Here is a 16,042-nt window from a genome sequence, read left to right on the forward strand (position 1 = left end):
GTGGCGAACAGACCGAGTGCGCGCGAGGCGCTGGCGCGCTATCACGACAAGCGCGACTTCAAGAAGACGCCGGAGCCGCGCACGGCCGGCCGCGCCGGCCGCGGCGGGCATTCCTTCGTGGTCCAGAAGCACCATGCGAGCCAGCTGCACTACGACTTCCGGCTCGAGCTCGACGGCACACTGAAGAGCTGGGCCGTGCCCAAGGGCCCCTGCCTCGATCCGAGCGTCAAGCGCATGGCGGTGCACGTGGAAGACCATCCGGTCTCCTATGCCGACTTCGAAGGCACCATCCCGCCCAGGCAGTACGGCGCCGGCACCGTGATCGTCTGGGACCGCGGCGAGTGGGAGGCCGAGGGCGACGCGCGCCGCGGCCTTGCCGAGGGCAAGCTCAAGTTCGAGCTGCACGGCGACAAGCTGCGCGGCCACTGGACACTGGTGCGCATGCGCGGCAAGGGCGAGAAGCAGGAGCCCTGGCTGCTGATCAAGGAGAACGACGAGGAGGCGCGCCCGCTGGCCGACTTCGACGTGGTCGAAGAACTGCCGGACAGCGTGCTCAGCGGCCGTGGCGTCGACGACCCGCCTCAGCCGCCGCCTGCGAAGAAGAAGGCATCGTCCGCGGCGAAGAGGGCGCCGGCTCTGCCCAAGGCCGCATTGCCCCACAGCTTCGAGCCCCAGCTCGCCACGCTGGTCGCGGCGCCGCCGGCCGTGGCCGAGGAATGGCTCTACGAACTCAAGTTCGACGGCTACCGCCTGCTGGCGCGCATCGACGGCGACCAGGTGCAATGCGTCACGCGCAACGGCCACGACTGGAGCGCGAAGCTTCCCGGCCTCGTGAAGGCGCTCGCCAGGCTACCCACGCGCTCGGCTTGGCTGGACGGCGAAATCGTGGTCCATGGCGCGAATGGCGCGCCCGACTTCCAGGCGCTGCAGAACGCCTTCGACCGCCATGCGACCTCGTCGATCGTCTACTGGCTCTTCGATGCGCCCTTCCTCGACGGCCGCGACCTGCGCAAGACACCGGTGGAAGAACGCCGCGGACTGCTGGCCAAGCTCTTGGGCAGGAAGCCGCCGGCCCCGCTGCGGCTCTCGCAGGCCGTCGATGCCGCGCCGCGGGATCTGCTGGCGTCGTCCGCGCAGCTCGGCTTCGAAGGAATCATCGGCAAGCTCAAGGGGTCGGGCTATGTCTCGCGCCGCTCGCCGACCTGGATCAAGCTGAAGAACCAGCAGCGGCAGGAGTTCGTGATCGGCGGCTATACGGCGCCCAAGGGCGCGCGCGCGGGTTTCGGTTCGCTGCTGCTCGGCGTGTACGACGAGCAGGGCGCACTGCAGTACTGCGGCAACGTCGGCACCGGCTTCGACGCCGACCGCCTGGCGGACGTCAAGGCCAGGCTCGACAAGCTGGCGACCGGCGACTGCCCCTTCGACAGACGCCCCGCCGGCGTCAAGGCGCAATGGGTCAGGCCGAAGCTGGTGGCCGAGGTGGCGTTCGGCGAGTGGACGCGCGACCACCGCATCCGCCATTCGGTCTTCCAGGGCCTGCGCGCCGACAAGCCGGCGACAGAGATCCGCCGCGAGAAGGCGCAGGCGCCCCCCAAGCCGGCGGCAGCCGGAAACAGCAGCAAAGGAGCGAGCCGCACCATGGACCTGCGCATCACCAACGCCGACCGCGTGATCGACGAGAAGAGCGGAACCACCAAGGGCGAACTCGTCGCCTTCTATGACGGGGTGTCGGAGCTCCTGCTGCCGCATCTGAAGGGCCGGCCGGTGGCGCTGGTGCGCGCGCCCGAGGGCGTGGGCGGCGAATTGTTCTTCCAGAAGCATGCCAACCAGAGCGAAATGCCGGGCGTCAAGCTGCTGGACCCGGCGCTCGATCCCGAGCACGAGCCGCTGCTGCAGATCGACGCCGCCCGCGGCGTGCTCTCGGCGGCGCAGATGAACGTGATCGAGCTGCACACCTGGAACGCCACCTCGAACGCGATCGGCAGGCCCGACCGCATGACCTTCGACCTGGACCCGGGGGAGGGCGTCGAATGGCCGAAGATGCTGGACGCCACCCTGCTGGTGCGCACGCTGCTCACCGAGCTCGGCCTGCCGGCCTTTCTGAAGACCAGCGGCGGCAAGGGCCTGCACGTGGTGGTGCCGATCCGGCGCCACTACAGCTGGGATGCGGTCAAGGGCTTCTCGCAGGCGGTGGTGCAGCACCTGGCGCAGACCATTCCCGACCGCTTCGTCGCCAAGAGCGGGCCGCGCAACCGGGTCGGCAAGATATTCGTCGACTATCTGCGCAACGGCTTCGGCGCCACCACGGTCAGCGCCTGGTCGGCGCGTTCGCGGCCGGGGCTGGGCGTGTCGGTGCCGCTCGAATGGGACGAGCTGCCCGAGCTGAAGAGCGCAGCGCAATGGACGGTCGGCAACATCGGCGAGCGCATCGCCACCGGCAACAAGCCGTGGGCCGCGATGGAGAAGAGCCGCAAAGGCCTGGGCGCGGCGATGAAGACGCTGGGCTACACGCCGCCGCCGGCCTGACGCTTCAGACCACCTCGTCGGTGGTCACCTCGAAGCGCTGCAACGTGTTCTCGCCGAAGATCATCGTGATCGGCACGTCGGCCGCGTCGCGCCCGCGCGCGATCGTGATGCGGCCGATGCGCGGCGTGTTGTGGCGCGCATCGAAGGTGTACCAGCGCTCGCCGAGGTAGACCTCGAACCAGGCGCTGAAATCCATCGGATAGGGCACGGGCGGAATGCCGATGTCGCCGAGGTAGCCGGTCACATAGCGCGCCGGGATGTTCATGCAGCGGCACAGCGTGATCGCCAGGTGGGTGAAGTCGCGGCACACGCCGACGCGCTCGCGCCAGGCTTCCAGCGCGGTGCGCGTGGCGCGGGCGCGCTGGTAGTCGAAGCGCAGGTGCTGATGCACGTAGTCGCAGATGGCCTGCGCCAGCGGCCAGCCCTTGGGCACCTGGCCGAAGGTGTTCCAGGCGAACTGCAGCAGCTCGCTGTCGACTTCGCAGTAGCGGCTGGGCAGCAGGAAGGGCAGCGTTTCCACCGGCAGGTCGGCCGGCATGTGCTCGACCGCGCCCAGGTCGACCGGATCGGCCCAGCCGGAGTCGAATACCACGGCCTCGTTGCGAAGGCGCACGCTGCTCACGCCGGCGGGCACCCGTACGCGCGCGCAATGGTTGTCGAAGGCGTCGCGGTAGTGGTCGGTGTGGAGCGGCGGACTGATCGTGATGTGCTCGCCGTCCGCGATGTCGGCAGCGCGCGAGGGGTGCACCTGCAGCATGTAGATCAGCGCCGTGGGCGCCGTGACGCCGAGTTCGATGTCGAAGCCGATTTGGATGAGCATGGTGGCGCGGGCCGGTTGAGAAGGTCGGAGGTGTGATACCGCACAAGCAGTTTTGGTGCCGAGCGCAGCCGCTTCATCCTATATAGATCGCCGCGGCCGGCGGACGTGGACGGGTACGCGAAGCGGCGTAGGCACGCCCACAGAGCCGTCAGTGCGGTCCTACCGTGTACTCCTCGCCGCTCCCACACGCCGGAGCGCGCGGCCACTACGGGGTTTCGGCGGTGCCAAATCTAAGCTCATGGCTTGCTCGCAGCCGGCATGCAGTGCCTGCCGAACCGTCCCGCAAAGTTGATCTGGAGCGAATCATGGAGCTTTCCACATTGTTCGGCGCGCTCGGAAATGGCTGGATCGACGATGTCCTGTTCTGGGCCATAGCGGCTGCGGCCGCCATCGTCGGACTCGTGGCGGTGGTCAGCGCATTGGACGTGTTCTTCGACGCGGAGACCGGCTGATCCGCGGCGCTTCGAGGCGCCGCATTCTTAAAAGAACGAAGGAATCTCGATGACGGCACAGAACAAGGCGGCCGCCGCCCGTCGCCCGAAGCCGGGCGCCGGCAGCAATGCCAAGCAGGAACAACTGGCCGCCTTCACGAGCGACAACACGCCGCAGCTCAGCACCAATCAGGGCCTGCAGATCCCGGACAACCACAACTCGCTGAAAGCGGGCGCGCGCGGGCCGTCGCTGCTCGAAGACTTCATCCTGCGCGAGAAGATCACGCACTTCGACCACGAGCGCATCCCCGAGCGCGTGGTGCACGCGCGCGGCGAGGCGGCGCACGGCTACTTCGAGGTCTACAAGTCGATGTCGCAGTTCACCTCTGCCGATTTCCTGCAGGACCCGGCGGTCCGCACGCCCGTTTTCGTGCGCTTCTCGACCGTGGCGGGATCGCGCGGCTCGGCCGACACGGTGCGCGACGTGCGGGGCTTCGCGGTCAAGTTCTACACGCGCGCGGGCAACTACGACCTGGTGGGCAACAACATCCCGGTGTTCTTCATCCAGGATGCGATCAAGTTCCCCGACCTGATCCATGCCGTCAAGCCCGAGCCGCACCACGAGATGCCGCAGGCGGCGAGCGCGCACGACACCTTCTGGGACTTCGCCTCGCTGATGCCTGAGACCACCCACATGCTGATGTGGATCATGTCGGACCGCGCGATCCCGCGCAGCCTGCGCATGATGGAAGGCTTCGGCGTCCACACCTTCCGCTTCGTCAATGCGCGCGGCGAGAGCCATTTCGTCAAGTTTCACTGGAAGCCCAAGCTCGGCATCCACGGCCTGGCCTGGGACGAAGCGCAGAAGATCGCCGGCAAGGACGCCGACTTCCACCGGCGCGACTTGTGGGAGGCCATCGAGCGCGGCGATTTCCCCGAATGGGAGCTGGGCGTGCAGTTGATTCCGCAGGACAAGGAGCATGCCTTCGGCTTCGATCTGCTCGACCCGACCAAGATCGTGCCCGAGGAGATGGTGCCGGTGCAGCGCATCGGCCGCCTGGTGCTCAACCGCAACCCCGACAACTTCTTCGCCGAGACCGAGCAGGTGGCCTTCCACCCGGGCCACGTGGTGCCGGGCATCGATTTCACGAACGATCCGCTGCTGCAGGGCCGCCTGTTCTCCTACACCGACACGCAGATCTCGCGCCTGGGCGGCGCCAACTTCCACGAGCTGCCGATCAACAAGAGCGTCTGCCCCTTCCACAACTTCCAGCGCGACGGCATGCACCGCCAGAGCATCGCGCGCGGCCAGGTGGCCTACGAACCGCACTCGCTCATCGACGGCAAGGAGTTCCGCATCGACGGCGCGAGCGGCGGCTTCCAGTCCTTTCCCGAGGAAATCGACCCGCCCAAGCTGCGGCGCCGCAGCCCCTCCTTCGACGACCATTTCACGCAGGCGCGGCTCTTCTTCAACAGCCAGAGCGTGGCCGAGAAGGAGCACATCATCGCGGCCTTCCGCTTCGAGCTCTCGAAGGTCGAGGCGCCGGCGATACGCCAGCGCATGGTGGACAACCTCGCTCACGTCGACGAGAAGCTCGCGCGCCGCGTGGCCGAGCCGCTGGGCATCAACGCCCCCGATGCGAAGGCGGCCGCGGGCCGGGCCGGCTATCGCGAGCACCGCATGACGCTGCCGATCGAGGAGTCGCGCGCGCTCAGCATGGCCGACACCGGCGACGGCTCGATCAAGACGCGCAAGGTGGCGATCCTGGTGATGGACGGCATCGACTCGGCCTCGCTGAAGCCGATCCGCGAAGCGCTCGAACAGGCGGGCGCGCAGTGCAAGGTGGTCGGCCCGCGGCTCGGCACCGTCGCGAGCGCGTCGAGGCGCCAGCTGGATGTCGACGCCACCTTCGCCAACATGCCTTCGGTGATGTTCGATGCCGTACTCGTGCCCGCCGGCGCGCAGGGCGCGGAGGCGCTGGCGCGCAGCGGCGATGCGCTGCATTTCGTGCTCGAGGCCTACAAGCACTGCAAGGCCATCTGCACGGTGGGCGAGGGCGTGAAACTGCTCGCGACGCTGGGCGTCGGTGCCGATCCGGCCAAGGCGCCGGCCGGCGTGGTGGTGGCCGCGACGCCCGCCACCAACCTCGGCGACACCAGTGCCGCCACGCAGATCGCGCAGGATTTCATCGCGGCGATCGCTAAGCACCGGCACTGGGACCGGCCGAACATCGACGCCGTGCCGGCCTAGGGCCGGAGCACCGCCGGCAACGCCTCTGCCGCACTCAGCTTCTGCGTGACCAAGCCGATGAACGCCGACACCGCCCGTGGAAGCTGCCGCCGGCTCGGATAGAGCACGTTCAATCCGTGGCCCCGGCGCTGGTATTGCGGCAGCACCGGCACGAGCAGGCCCGCCCGAATGTCGAGCCCGGCCATGCTCGGTGGAAGCAGCGCGATGCCGAGGCCGGCTAGGGTCGCCTTGCGCAATGCCTGCGCCGTGTTCCCGCAGAAGCGGCCGGCCACCTGCACTTCCTCTTCCACCCCCTCGGGTCCGGTCAGCCGCCAAACAGCGCGGCCGCTGGGATGGGCGGAAGTCACGCAGTCGTGGCTCGCCAACTCTTGCAGCGTGCCTGGCCTGCCGCGCGCGGCGATGTAGGCAGGGCTGGCGACCATGCCGTCGCTGCGGACGCCGAGAAGCTGGCGACCGACGTAGCCGGAGTCGCGCAACGGGCCGCCGCGAAACGCGACGTCGATCTGCTCGGCAATCAGATCGGCCTTCGCATCACTGAGCACGAAGTCGATTCGCACCCGCGGATGCGCGGCCAGAAATTCAGCCACCCATTCCATCGGAAAGAAGTCGAAGAAATCGGCCATCGCCGCAACGCGCACCAGGCCGCTGGGTTCCTGGCTCCCCGTCATCAACTCCTGTCCGGCCTCGAACAGTCCGTCGACCGCACCTGCGCAGCGCTCATGGAACGCCTGCCCGGCGCTGGTGAGCGTGAGCTTGCGCGTGGAGCGTTGCAACAGCCGCGTGCCCACCCGGGCTTCGAGCTGCTGGATGCGCCGGCTCAAGGTGTTGGACGGCACGCCCAGGCGCCGCGCCGCCTCGGCAAAGCTGCCGCAGCGCACCACCTGCACAAACATGGCGATGTCGTTCAGGTCGAGCACGAGGAAATTCCTTCTGTTCTTGGATGAGTGCAATCCGATTGTGCCGTCTAGTCGATGAATAGCTGCGGCCCTAATCTTCTGTGCATGACTCTTTCTCCCCTTTCCCCCACGCAGCGCCGCATCGTCTGGGGAGTTCGCATTCTTCTGGCGCTGGCTTTCGGCGCGGCAGGCATCGCCAAGCTGGCCGGCGTGCCGCAGATGGTCCAGGTGTTCGATGCCATCGGCTTGGGCCAGTGGTTTCGCTACCTGACGGGTGCGGTCGAAGTCGTCGGCGCCGTGCTACTGCTCGTACCTGCAACCGGCTTCTTCGGCGGCCTGCTGCTCGGCGCCACCATGGTCTCAGCGGCGGCCACGCACGTGCTGCTGATCGGCGGCAATCCTGCGCCGGCTTTGGTGCTCGGGGCGCTCGCGGCCTTTGTGGCCTGGCGGCTGCGGCCCGTCTCGCTCCCGGCGCCGGACTGAGGGAAATCGCATGACCACCATCGTCGACACCAAAGCCCGCGCCATCGTCTACCGCACGCGCGGCAGCACGCATGGGCCGATCACGCGGCTCGTGAGTCCGAGCGATCTGGGCGAGGTTCTCAAGCCCTTCGTCTTTCTCGACCTCTTCGGCTTCCGGCCCGAGCCCGGCCACAAGGGCTTCGGCATGCCCCCGCACTCGGGCATCGCGACGCTGACTTTCATGATCGAAGGCGACGTCGGCTATGAAGACACGACCGGCAAGAAGGGCGTGCTGCCCGCCGGCGGCGTGGAATGGATGCGCGCCGGCAACGGCGTGTGGCACACCGGCGCGCCGGTCGGCGACTCGCCGGTACTGGGCTTCCAGCTCTGGGTGGCGTTGCCCGCTGCGGAAGAAAACGCGCCCGCCCAAAGCCTTTACCTCGCGCCCTCGCAGGTGCCGCAGGAGGGCCCGGCACGCGTGCTGCTCGGGCGCCACGGCACGGCGCAAAGCGTCATTCCCGCGCCGGCGTCGATGAACTATCTGGCCGTGCGCCTGAAAGACGGCGAGCGCTGGCGCTACACGCCGCCCGCCGGCCACACGGTCGGCTGGGTCGCGGTCAACGCCGGCCGGCTCGATGCGGGTGGACCGGTCGTCGCCGGCGAGCTCGCGATCTTCGAGGAGTCCGGCGCGGCCATCGACTTCGTGGCCCACGGCGACACGGCCTTCGTTCTGGGCTCGGCCGTGAAGCACCCGCACGAACTGGTGGTGGGGCGCTACTCGGTGCACACGAACAAGACGGCGCTCGATCAGGGCGAGGCCGAGATCCGGCGCATCGGCGCGCGGCTGCGGCAAGCTTTTTTTGAAGCAAGGAAATAGACATGGCATCCGACGATAGAAAACTGATCGCCGTGATCGGCGCAACCGGCCAGCAGGGAGGCGCAGTCAAGCGCGCCCTGCAAGCCAGCGGCCGATTCAAAGTACGCGCGCTGACTCGCAATCCGGACCGGCATCGCGGACTTGCCGATGAAGTCGTTGCAGCGGACTTGAACCGCCCGGAAACCCTTCAAGCTGCATTTGAAGGAGCCCATGGCGTCTTTCTGGTCACGAACTTCTGGGAGCAGGGCACCGACGAGCTCAAGCAGGCAACGGCAGCGGTACGCGCGGCCAAGGACGCCGGCGTCAAACACTTTGTCTGGTCGACGCTGCCCAATGTGGAAGCGATCAGCGGCGGCAAGTTCGACGTGGCGCACTTCACCGGCAAGGCCAGGATCGATCGGATCGTCCGGGAGGCCGGGTTCGCGAATCACACCTTCGTCGTCGCGCCCTTCTTCTATCAGAACCTCCCCGGCGTCCTTTCGCCGCAAAAACAGGCAGACGGATCCTTGGCCTGGTCCCTTCCCCTCGACCCCGACGTGCGCTGCATCCACATGGGCGACATCGGCGAACTCGGCAACATCGTTGCCGGAGCTTTCGTGCAACCGGACCAGGCGGGCCATGGCGAGTACCTGCCGCTGGTGGGCGATTTCCTGAGTTTCAACGAGATCGTCGACACGCTGAACCGGCAGGGCCACAAGTTGTCATTCAAGCAAGTGCCAAGCGAAGTCTTCGCCGGTTTCTTTCCCGGAGCCGCCGAAGTGGCCGAGATGTTCGGGTACTTCCAGGCCCATACCTACCTGGGTTCGGATTCACAGGACCGGATTGCGCTCGCCAATAGAGTGGCAGGTGTGGAACCGAGCAAGTTCTCGACCTGGTCCCGGGCGAACTTTCCGATCCATGCGGACTGACCATCCCCAGCTCTGACGCAGCCCGCCCGGCAGCAGGTACCTGCCCATCCGGGCAGTGGCTTCAGCTCTTGTGGCTTCACACAATGAAGCCATCTGAAGCCATGCTCAACACGGAAGGCATCGGCCCCGAGCCGACCGAGGATGCCCTGATCGACGCCTATTCGCGCGCGGTGGCGGCCGTGGCCGACAACGTGGGGCCGGCCGTGGTGCGCGTGCAAAGCGCAGCGCCTGGCCGGCGCGGCGGCGGGTTCGGCTCGGGCGTGGTCGTCGCCGGCGACGGGCTGGTGCTCACCAACAGCCACGTGGTGGCCGGCGCGCGCCGCGTGCGCATCGGCCCGGCGGACGGCGAGAGCAAGGAGGCCGAAGTGATCGGCGACGACCCGGCCACCGACCTGGCGTTGCTGCGTGTCGAACTCCCGCGCGGGGCCGCGATGGCGATGCTGGGCGACTCCAAGCTGCTGAAGCGCGGCCACCTGGTGGTGGGCATCGGCAATCCGCTGGGCTTCGAGTCGACCATCACGGCGGGCATCGTCTCCGCGCTCGGCCGTTCGCTGCGCTCGCAAAGCGGGCACTTGATCGACGACGTCATCCAGACCGACGCGGCGCTCAACCCGGGCAACTCCGGCGGCGCGCTGGTGGCCGCATCGGGCCTGGTGGTGGGCATCAACACCGCCATGATCGCCGGCGCGCAGGGGCTGGCCTTCGCCGTCTCCAGCAACACGGCCCGCTTCGTGATCGGCGAATTCATCGCCCATGGCCGGGTTCGGCGCGCGCACCTCGGCATCGCGGCGCAGACGGTGCCATTGGCGCGGCGCGTGGCCCTGGCCATTCAGGCGGGGGCCAACGCGGTGCGCATCGGGGAAGTGCAGGCCGGCGGCCCCGCGGACTTGGCGGGCCTGAAGGTGGGCGACATCGTCGTCGCGCTGGACGGCGTGGCGATCGCCGGCGCGGACGATCTGCTGCGCCTGCTCGATGCGACGCGCATCGGACGGCCGGTCGAGGTGTCGCTGCTGCGGGAAGGGCGGCTCGTGACGCGCACGGTCACGGCGCAGGAGCGCGTGCAGCCGGCGGCCGTGCGGCGCTGAGGGAGTCGGAGGGCTCAGGAGCGCGCGACGGAAAGCAGGCCGTCGATCGCGCGCACCACGCCCTGCTGGGCATCCTTGCTGGGCGGACCTTCGGCGAGCATCTTGCGCACCAGGCTCAAGGTGTTGAGCAGTTCCGCTTCCATGTCGGTCAGCAGGGGAATCATCTCGTAGTCCGGGTATCTGCCTCGCGCGCCCAACGGCCGGCCGGGTCCGGACAGATCGACTTCGTAGCCTTCGCGAATGGCTTCGGTCTGGGTCTTCATGGCACGCCTCAACTCAGTTGCATCAGTTGCGAAAGCCGCTTGCCCATCGCCTGGATCCGCGCGCCTTTTTCCCGCGCGCGGCGCGTGGCGATGTACTCGAGCGCGGCCGCGACGGATTCTGCCCCCTCGTCGCCCTCCGCAGAACGCTTGCGCCACGCGCTGGCCGCCTCGGAAAGCTGGCGGCTGTCGAGGCGCGCCGGCGGTGGAGGAAGCGCGGCCGCCCCGGGTCCCGCTGGCGGCAGGCTGGCGCGCAAGAGACTGAGCAGTCCCTCGGGGGACCACCGCGGTTGGGAGGGGTTTTGACGTTCCATGTAATACATTGTGCCTAGCATTGCACAACGTAACAAGTCGCAAACCAACCTTTTTACTTACTTTTTTAACGAAGGCTCGCGTCGTCGCCTCTCACGTTGCGCCGTGCGTTTCGACGTAGAGCGCGTAAAGCGAGTGGCAACTTGCCATGTAGAGCCGGTTGTTCTTGGCCCCGCCGAAGCTGAGGTTGGCGCAGCGCTCCGGCAGGCGGATGAATCCGATGGCCTTGCCCTGCGGGTTGAACACCATCACGCCGTCCAGATCCGCGGAGTTCGCGCCGGGCGCGCCGTTGCTGCCCCAGCCGCACCACAGGTTGCCGTCCACGTCGACCTTGAAGCCGTCGATCGAACCGGGTCCATTGGCGTCCACCAGCCGGGTCTTGTTGGACAGGCTGGCGACGCTGCCGACGTCGTAGCTCCAGATCACGCGGTGGGGCTGGGCACGTCCCTCGACGATGTAGAGCTTCTTCTCGTCCGGCGAGAAGGCCAGGCCGTTGGGGCCGTTCAGGTCGGCGGTGACAAGGGCGATCTTGCCGTCGGGCGCGATGCGGTAGACGGAGTGCGGCAGCTCGGAGGCCGCCTTGTCGCCCTCCCAGTTGCCGGCGATGCCGAAGGGCGGATCGGTGAACCAGATGGAGCCGTCGGACTTGCAGACGATGTCGTTGGGCGAGTTGAGCTTCTTGCCGTTGAAGCTGTCGGCCAGCACGGTGATCCTGCCGTCGTACTCGGTGCGCGTGATGCGCCGGGTCAGGTGTTCGCAGGCCAGCAGCCGGCCCTGCCGGTCGCGCGCCAGGCCGTTGGAAAAGTTGGACGGCGGGCGGAACACGCCGAAGCTTCCGGTGGCCTCGTCGAAACGCATGATGCGGTTGTTGGGGATGTCGCTCACCAGGAGGTAGCGTCCGTCGCCGAACCACACCGGGCCTTCGGCCCAGCGCATGCCGGTGCCCAGCTGCTCGACCGTGCTGCTGTAGATGCGGTACTTGCCGAAGCTCGGGTCCAGCACCTGCACCGCCGGGTCGGGGTAGCGCTGGCTGGGCTTGAAGTCGAAGGCCTGCGCGGCAGCAGTGCCGCCCAGCGCGGCCAGTGTGCCGCCCGCGGCCGTCTTCAGGAAAGCGCGGCGCGCGCTCGCGCCTTGTTGCTCTTGCATGCTCGTCTCCAGGGTTGTTGTTCTTGTCGGCGGCGCGATGCGGCTTCAGGCCGGCGGGTTGGCCACCTCGTGCGCCGCCATCTGCTCCAGCGCCTTGACCAGCGCCGAATGATCGAGCTGGTCCCAGCCGTGGGCGGCGCAGGACTGCATCAGCTGCGCGGCCGAGGCCGTCTGCGGCAGCGCGACGCCCATCGACTTCGCACCGGCGAGCGCGAGGCTCAGGTCCTTCTGGTGCAGCGCGATGCGGAAGCCCGGGTTGAAGGTGCGCTTGATCATGCGTTCGCCATGCACTTCGAGGATGCGGCTGGCCGCGAAGCCGCCCATCAGCGCCTGCCGCACCTTGGCCGGATCGGCGCCGGCCTTGCTCGCGAACAGCAGCGCCTCGCCGACCGCCGCGATGTTGAGCGCCACGATGATCTGGTTCGCCACCTTGGTGGTCTGGCCGTCGCCGTTGCCGCCGACCAGCGTGATGTTCTTGCCCATGGCTTCAAGCAGCGGCTTCACCTTGTTGAAGGTGGTTTCGGAGCCGCCGCACATGATGGTCAGGCTGGCGGCTTTGGCGCCGACTTCGCCGCCGGAGACCGGCGCGTCGAGGTACTCGCAACCGAGCGCGTTGATCTTGCTGGCGAAGGCCTTGGTCTCGATGGGCGAGATGCTGCTCATGTCCATCACCGTCTTGCCGGCGCTCAGGCCGTCGGCGACGCCGTCCTTGCCGAACAGCACCGACTCGACATCGGGCGTGTCCGGCAGCATGAGCACGACGACATCGGCGGCGCGCGCGACGTCGGCGTTGGTCTTGCACTGCGTGGCCTTGGCCAGCGCCTCGGGCACCTTGCTGCGCGTGCGCACGAACATCTCGTGGCCGGCGGCCAGGAGGTTCTGCGCCATCGGCGCGCCCATGATGCCGAGGCCGATGAATCCAACTTTCATTTGAATATCCTTTCAGTAGGTAGAGGGGGGAGCCGCCGGCGCCGGCGCGGCCCGCATCGCCGCCAGCATCTGCTGCGCGCCCGCGGCCATGAGCCGTGCGTCCGAGCTCACGGTGACGAACTGGAAGCCCTTGGCGATGCGCGCCAGCGCCACGTCGGGCCGGCCGTTGTGGATGCCGGCGACCAGGCCGTGCGCCTTGGCGCGTTCGAGAATGTGGTCGATGGCCTGCGCGACCGGCGGGTCCACGTCGTCGAAGACGGGACGGCAGCCGAGCGCGAGCGAGAGGTCCGACGGGCCGATGTACACCGCGTCCAGGCCTTCGACCGAGAGGATGTCGTCCAGGTTGTCGAGTGCCTGCGCGGTCTCGATCATCGCGAAGGTGACGATGGTGTCGTTGGCATGCTCGGGATAGTCGGCGCCGCCATAGAGCAGCGCGCGCACCGGGCCGAAGCTGCGCGTGCCGCGCGGCGCGTAGTGCGTCCAGGCCACCAGCCGCTGCGCGTCTTCGCGCGTGTTGACCATCGGGCAGATCACGCCGTAGGCGCCGGCGTCCAGCGTCTTCATGAGGATGCCGGGCTCCAGCCAGGGCACGCGCACCACCGGCACCGTGTTCGTGGTCGAGATCGCCTGCAGCATCGGGAGCATGGCCTGGTAATCGACCACACCGTGCTGCAGGTCGATGGTCAGCGAATCCCAGCCCTGGTGGGCCATGGTCTCGGCCGAGAAGCTGTTCGGTATCGCGAGCCAGCCGTTGACGGCAGCCCCACCGGATTTCCACAGCGTGCGCAGGCGGTTTTCTCTCATGGGGCTTCCTTGGTTGGTGTTGCTATCGGTCGAAGGCCGGCCGCTTGGGGTCGAATTTCCAGCCGGGAATCAGCGCTTGCATCGCCACCGCATCGTCGCGCGAGCCCAGGCCGTGCTGCTGGTAGAGCTGGTGCGCCTTCTCGACCTCGGCCATGTCGAGCTCGATGCCTAGGCCCGGCTTCTTCGGCACCTGCACCAGGCCGCCCTGAATCTGCAGCGGCTCCTTGGTGAGGCGCTGGCCGTCCTGCCAGATCCAGTGCGTGTCGATCGCGGTCACGCGGCCCGGCGCCGCGGCGCCGACGTGCGTGAACATCGCGAGCGAGACGTCGAAGTGGTTGTTCGAATGCGAACCCCAGGTGAGGCCCCAGTCGCGGCAGGTCTGCGCCACGCGCACCGAGCCGGCCATGGTCCAGAAATGCGGATCGGCCAGCGGAATATCGACCGACTGCAGCGCGAGCGCATGGCTCATCTGGCGCCAGTCGGTGGCGATCATGTTGGTCGCGGTCGGCAGGCCGGTGGCGCGCCGGAACTCGGCCATCACCTCGCGGCCGGAGAAGCCCTCTTCGGCGCCGCACGGGTCTTCGGCATAGGCGACCACGCCGCGCATGTCGCGCATGAGGCGGATCGCGTCCTTCAGCAGCCAGCCGCCGTTGGGGTCGAGGGTGACGCGCGCGGTCGGAAAGCGCTCGTGCAGCGCGGTCACGGCCTCGATCTCTTCCTCGCCGCGCAGCACGCCGCCCTTCAGCTTGAAATCGTTGAAGCCGTAGCGCTCGCGTGCCGCCTCGGCCAGGCGCACGATGGCCTCGGGCGACATCGCCTTCTCGTGGCGCAGGCGGAACCAGTCGTTGCCGGCATCGGCTTCGCGCGCGTAGGGCAGGTCGCTCTTGTCGCGATCGCCGACGTAGAACAGGTAGCCCAGCATCTCGACCGCCTCGCGCTGCTGGCCCTCGCCGAGCAGCGCTGCGACCGGCACCTCGAGGTGCTGGCCCAGCAGGTCGAGCAGCGCCGATTCGACCGCGGTCACCGCGTGGATCGTGGTGCGCAGGTCGAAGGTCTGCAGGCCGCGGCCGCCGGCATCGCGGTCGGCGAACTGCTTGCCCATCTGCTGCAGCACGCGCTGGTGCGCGCCGATCGGCTGGCCGACGACCAGCGGCCGTGCGTCTTCGAGCGTCTGGCGGATCTTCTCGCCGCCGGGCACCTCGCCGACGCCGGTGCGGCCGGCGTTGTCGGTCAGGATCAGCAGGTTGCGCGTGAAGAAGGGGCCGTGCGCGCCGCTCAGGTTCAGCAGCATGCTGTCGCGGCCGGCGACGGGGATCACGCGCAGGTCGGTGATCAGGGGGGTGGTGTTGATGGGCATGGCTGGCTCAGTCGATGGTTATCTTGCCCGTCTCGATCACTTTCTTCCAGCGCGCATATTCCTGCTGCTGGAAGCTCGTGAACTGCGCCGGCGTGTTGCCCACCACCTCGAGGCCGATGGAAGTGAACTGCTGCTTGACGGCCGGGTCGTTGAGCGCGGCCACCACCGATTCGGCGGCCTTGGTACGCACCGCCGGCGGCAGGCCCTTGGGCGCGACCACGGCCTGCCAGGAATAGACCTCGACGTTCTTCACGCCGGCTTCGCTCATCGTCGGCACCTCGGGCAGCACCGGCGAACGCTTGTCGCCAGTGACCGCGAGCGCCTTGAGTTTGCCGGACTTGATGTGCGGCACCACCGCGTTGATGTTCTGGAACGAGGCATCGACCTGGCCGCCGAGCAGGTCGGTCATGGCCGGCGCGCCGCCCTTGTAGGGCACGTGCAGGCCGGTGGTGCCGGTCTGCTGCCAGAACAGCTCGGCCGTGAGGTGGTCGCTGGAGCCGTTGCCGGAGGAGGCGAAGCTCATCTTGCCGGGGTTCTTCTTCTCGTGCGCGATCACCTCGGCCACGGTCTTGTGCGGCGAGGCGGCCGGGACCACCAGCACGTTGGGCGCCTGCACGGCCACCGTGATCAGGTCGAAGTCCTTCAGCGCGTCGTACTGCATGCCCTTGATCAGGTGCGGCGCGATCACCAGCGGGCCGAGCGAGGTGACGAGGAAGGTGTAGCCATCGGGCGCCGCGCGCTTGACCAGCGTCGTGCCGATGGTGCCGGTGGCGCCGGCCTTGTTGTCGACCGGGAAGGGCTGGCCCAGCTTCTCGGTGAGCTTGGGGCCGATGGCGCGCGCCACCATGTCGGTGGAGCCGCCGGGCGGGAAGGGAACGACCAGCGTCACGGGTTTTTGAGGCCAGTCCTGGGCGTGGGCGCCCGCACTGACGGCAAGGCCGATGGCGAGGACGCCGAGCAGCTTCTTCATTGGGTTG

The 16,042-nt window shown here is 68.1% G+C and carries 16 protein-coding genes; 7 read left to right on the forward strand and 9 right to left on the reverse strand.

The genetic code is table 11. The features are described 5' to 3' along the window. Nucleotides 1-2,526 carry a DNA ligase D gene (ligD, locus tag AC3A6B_RS04980; RefSeq protein WP_487835649.1) on the forward strand — a complete coding sequence of 842 codons (2,526 nt, stop codon included), beginning with the start codon at nucleotides 1-3 and terminating at the stop codon, nucleotides 2,524-2,526. 4 nt (nucleotides 2,527-2,530) lie between these two features. On the opposite strand, the gene AC3A6B_RS04985 is transcribed toward ligD, so the two are convergent. Further along, a complete protein-coding gene (locus tag AC3A6B_RS04985; RefSeq protein WP_487835650.1) occupies nucleotides 2,531-3,346 on the reverse strand; it encodes a transglutaminase-like domain-containing protein in 816 nt (271 codons plus the stop codon). Between the two features lie 305 nt (nucleotides 3,347-3,651). Here AC3A6B_RS04985 and AC3A6B_RS04990 point away from each other — a divergent pair, with 305 nt between their 5' ends. Beyond that, entirely contained in the window at nucleotides 3,652-3,798 is a 147-nt protein-coding gene (locus AC3A6B_RS04990) for a hypothetical protein (RefSeq protein ID WP_487835651.1), read from the forward strand. A gap of 49 nt (nucleotides 3,799-3,847) precedes the next feature. After that, complete coding sequence (katE, locus tag AC3A6B_RS04995; RefSeq protein WP_487835652.1) at nucleotides 3,848-6,028, forward strand: catalase HPII; 2,181 nt, start codon at nucleotides 3,848-3,850, stop codon at nucleotides 6,026-6,028. Here the strand turns inward: katE and AC3A6B_RS05000 are convergent. Further along, a complete protein-coding gene (locus AC3A6B_RS05000) occupies nucleotides 6,025-6,945 on the reverse strand; it encodes a LysR family transcriptional regulator (RefSeq protein WP_487835653.1) in 921 nt (306 codons plus the stop codon). The two genes, katE and AC3A6B_RS05000, sit on opposite strands and share 4 nt — an antisense overlap. 84 nt (nucleotides 6,946-7,029) lie before the next feature. Between AC3A6B_RS05000 and AC3A6B_RS05005 the strand changes: the two genes are divergently transcribed. The 4 genes from AC3A6B_RS05005 to AC3A6B_RS05020 all read left to right on the forward strand — a co-directional run bounded on the left by AC3A6B_RS05005 (nucleotide 7,030) and on the right by AC3A6B_RS05020 (nucleotide 10,256). Then, on the forward strand, nucleotides 7,030-7,407 hold the full coding sequence (locus AC3A6B_RS05005) for a DoxX family protein (RefSeq protein WP_487835654.1): 378 nt from the start codon (nucleotides 7,030-7,032) through the stop codon (nucleotides 7,405-7,407). Between the two features lie 10 nt (nucleotides 7,408-7,417). Continuing rightward, complete coding sequence (locus AC3A6B_RS05010; protein WP_487835655.1) at nucleotides 7,418-8,263, forward strand: pirin family protein; 846 nt, start codon at nucleotides 7,418-7,420, stop codon at nucleotides 8,261-8,263. Nucleotides 8,264-8,265: 2 nt separating this feature from the next. Next, complete coding sequence (locus AC3A6B_RS05015) at nucleotides 8,266-9,171, forward strand: NmrA/HSCARG family protein (RefSeq protein ID WP_487835656.1); 906 nt, start codon at nucleotides 8,266-8,268, stop codon at nucleotides 9,169-9,171. Between the two features lie 83 nt (nucleotides 9,172-9,254). After that, nucleotides 9,255-10,256, forward strand: a complete 1,002-nt coding sequence (locus AC3A6B_RS05020; RefSeq protein ID WP_487835657.1) for a S1C family serine protease — start codon at nucleotides 9,255-9,257, stop codon at nucleotides 10,254-10,256. A 14-nt stretch (nucleotides 10,257-10,270) separates the two neighbouring features. Here AC3A6B_RS05020 and AC3A6B_RS05025 read toward each other — a convergent pair whose 3' ends face one another. The 7 genes from AC3A6B_RS05025 to AC3A6B_RS05055 form a co-directional block, all read right to left on the reverse strand. Next, nucleotides 10,271-10,519 (reverse strand): hypothetical protein, encoded by a 249-nt coding sequence (locus AC3A6B_RS05025; protein ID WP_487835658.1) that lies wholly within the window; start codon nucleotides 10,517-10,519, stop codon nucleotides 10,271-10,273. An 8-nt stretch (nucleotides 10,520-10,527) separates the two neighbouring features. Beyond that, a complete protein-coding gene (locus AC3A6B_RS05030) occupies nucleotides 10,528-10,830 on the reverse strand; it encodes a hypothetical protein (protein ID WP_487835659.1) in 303 nt (100 codons plus the stop codon). 91 nt (nucleotides 10,831-10,921) lie between these two features. Continuing rightward, nucleotides 10,922-11,974, reverse strand: coding sequence for an SMP-30/gluconolactonase/LRE family protein (locus AC3A6B_RS05035; protein WP_487835660.1), 1,053 nt, complete (start codon nucleotides 11,972-11,974; stop codon nucleotides 10,922-10,924). 45 nt (nucleotides 11,975-12,019) lie between these two features. Further along, nucleotides 12,020-12,904 carry a 2-hydroxy-3-oxopropionate reductase gene (locus tag AC3A6B_RS05040; protein ID WP_487835661.1) on the reverse strand — a complete coding sequence of 295 codons (885 nt, stop codon included), beginning with the start codon at nucleotides 12,902-12,904 and terminating at the stop codon, nucleotides 12,020-12,022. A gap of 12 nt (nucleotides 12,905-12,916) precedes the next feature. Then, nucleotides 12,917-13,708, reverse strand: coding sequence for an HpcH/HpaI aldolase family protein (locus AC3A6B_RS05045; protein WP_487835662.1), 792 nt, complete (start codon nucleotides 13,706-13,708; stop codon nucleotides 12,917-12,919). A gap of 22 nt (nucleotides 13,709-13,730) precedes the next feature. After that, the gene (gudD, locus tag AC3A6B_RS05050; protein ID WP_487835663.1) at nucleotides 13,731-15,065 is read right to left on the reverse strand and encodes a glucarate dehydratase; all 1,335 of its coding nucleotides are present in this window, start codon (nucleotides 15,063-15,065) and stop codon (nucleotides 13,731-13,733) included. A gap of 7 nt (nucleotides 15,066-15,072) precedes the next feature. Continuing rightward, complete coding sequence (locus tag AC3A6B_RS05055) at nucleotides 15,073-16,035, reverse strand: Bug family tripartite tricarboxylate transporter substrate binding protein (RefSeq protein ID WP_487835664.1); 963 nt, start codon at nucleotides 16,033-16,035, stop codon at nucleotides 15,073-15,075. Nucleotides 16,036-16,042 lie beyond the last annotated feature (7 nt).

Source organism: Variovorax sp. Soil_C_33 (assembly GCF_057656935.1).

What these genes read in the sequence shown, in the direction of transcription:
- AC3A6B_RS04985 (WP_487835650.1), bottom strand. Translation starts at nt 3,346, where the DNA reads ATGCTCATCCAAATCGGCTTCGACATCGAACTCGGCGTCACGGCGCCC.
- AC3A6B_RS04990 (WP_487835651.1), top strand. Translation starts at nt 3,652, where the DNA reads ATGGAGCTTTCCACATTGTTCGGCGCGCTCGGAAATGGCTGGATCGAC.
- katE (WP_487835652.1), top strand. Translation starts at nt 3,848, where the DNA reads ATGACGGCACAGAACAAGGCGGCCGCCGCCCGTCGCCCGAAGCCGGGC.
- AC3A6B_RS05005 (WP_487835654.1), top strand. Translation starts at nt 7,030, where the DNA reads ATGACTCTTTCTCCCCTTTCCCCCACGCAGCGCCGCATCGTCTGGGGA.
- AC3A6B_RS05010 (WP_487835655.1), top strand. Translation starts at nt 7,418, where the DNA reads ATGACCACCATCGTCGACACCAAAGCCCGCGCCATCGTCTACCGCACG.
- AC3A6B_RS05015 (WP_487835656.1), top strand. Translation starts at nt 8,266, where the DNA reads ATGGCATCCGACGATAGAAAACTGATCGCCGTGATCGGCGCAACCGGC.
- AC3A6B_RS05020 (WP_487835657.1), top strand. Translation starts at nt 9,255, where the DNA reads ATGAAGCCATCTGAAGCCATGCTCAACACGGAAGGCATCGGCCCCGAG.
- AC3A6B_RS05025 (WP_487835658.1), bottom strand. Translation starts at nt 10,519, where the DNA reads ATGAAGACCCAGACCGAAGCCATTCGCGAAGGCTACGAAGTCGATCTG.
- AC3A6B_RS05030 (WP_487835659.1), bottom strand. Translation starts at nt 10,830, where the DNA reads ATGGAACGTCAAAACCCCTCCCAACCGCGGTGGTCCCCCGAGGGACTG.
- AC3A6B_RS05035 (WP_487835660.1), bottom strand. Translation starts at nt 11,974, where the DNA reads ATGCAAGAGCAACAAGGCGCGAGCGCGCGCCGCGCTTTCCTGAAGACG.
- AC3A6B_RS05040 (WP_487835661.1), bottom strand. Translation starts at nt 12,904, where the DNA reads ATGAAAGTTGGATTCATCGGCCTCGGCATCATGGGCGCGCCGATGGCG.
- AC3A6B_RS05045 (WP_487835662.1), bottom strand. Translation starts at nt 13,708, where the DNA reads ATGAGAGAAAACCGCCTGCGCACGCTGTGGAAATCCGGTGGGGCTGCC.
- gudD (WP_487835663.1), bottom strand. Translation starts at nt 15,065, where the DNA reads ATGCCCATCAACACCACCCCCCTGATCACCGACCTGCGCGTGATCCCC.
- AC3A6B_RS05055 (WP_487835664.1), bottom strand. Translation starts at nt 16,035, where the DNA reads ATGAAGAAGCTGCTCGGCGTCCTCGCCATCGGCCTTGCCGTCAGTGCG.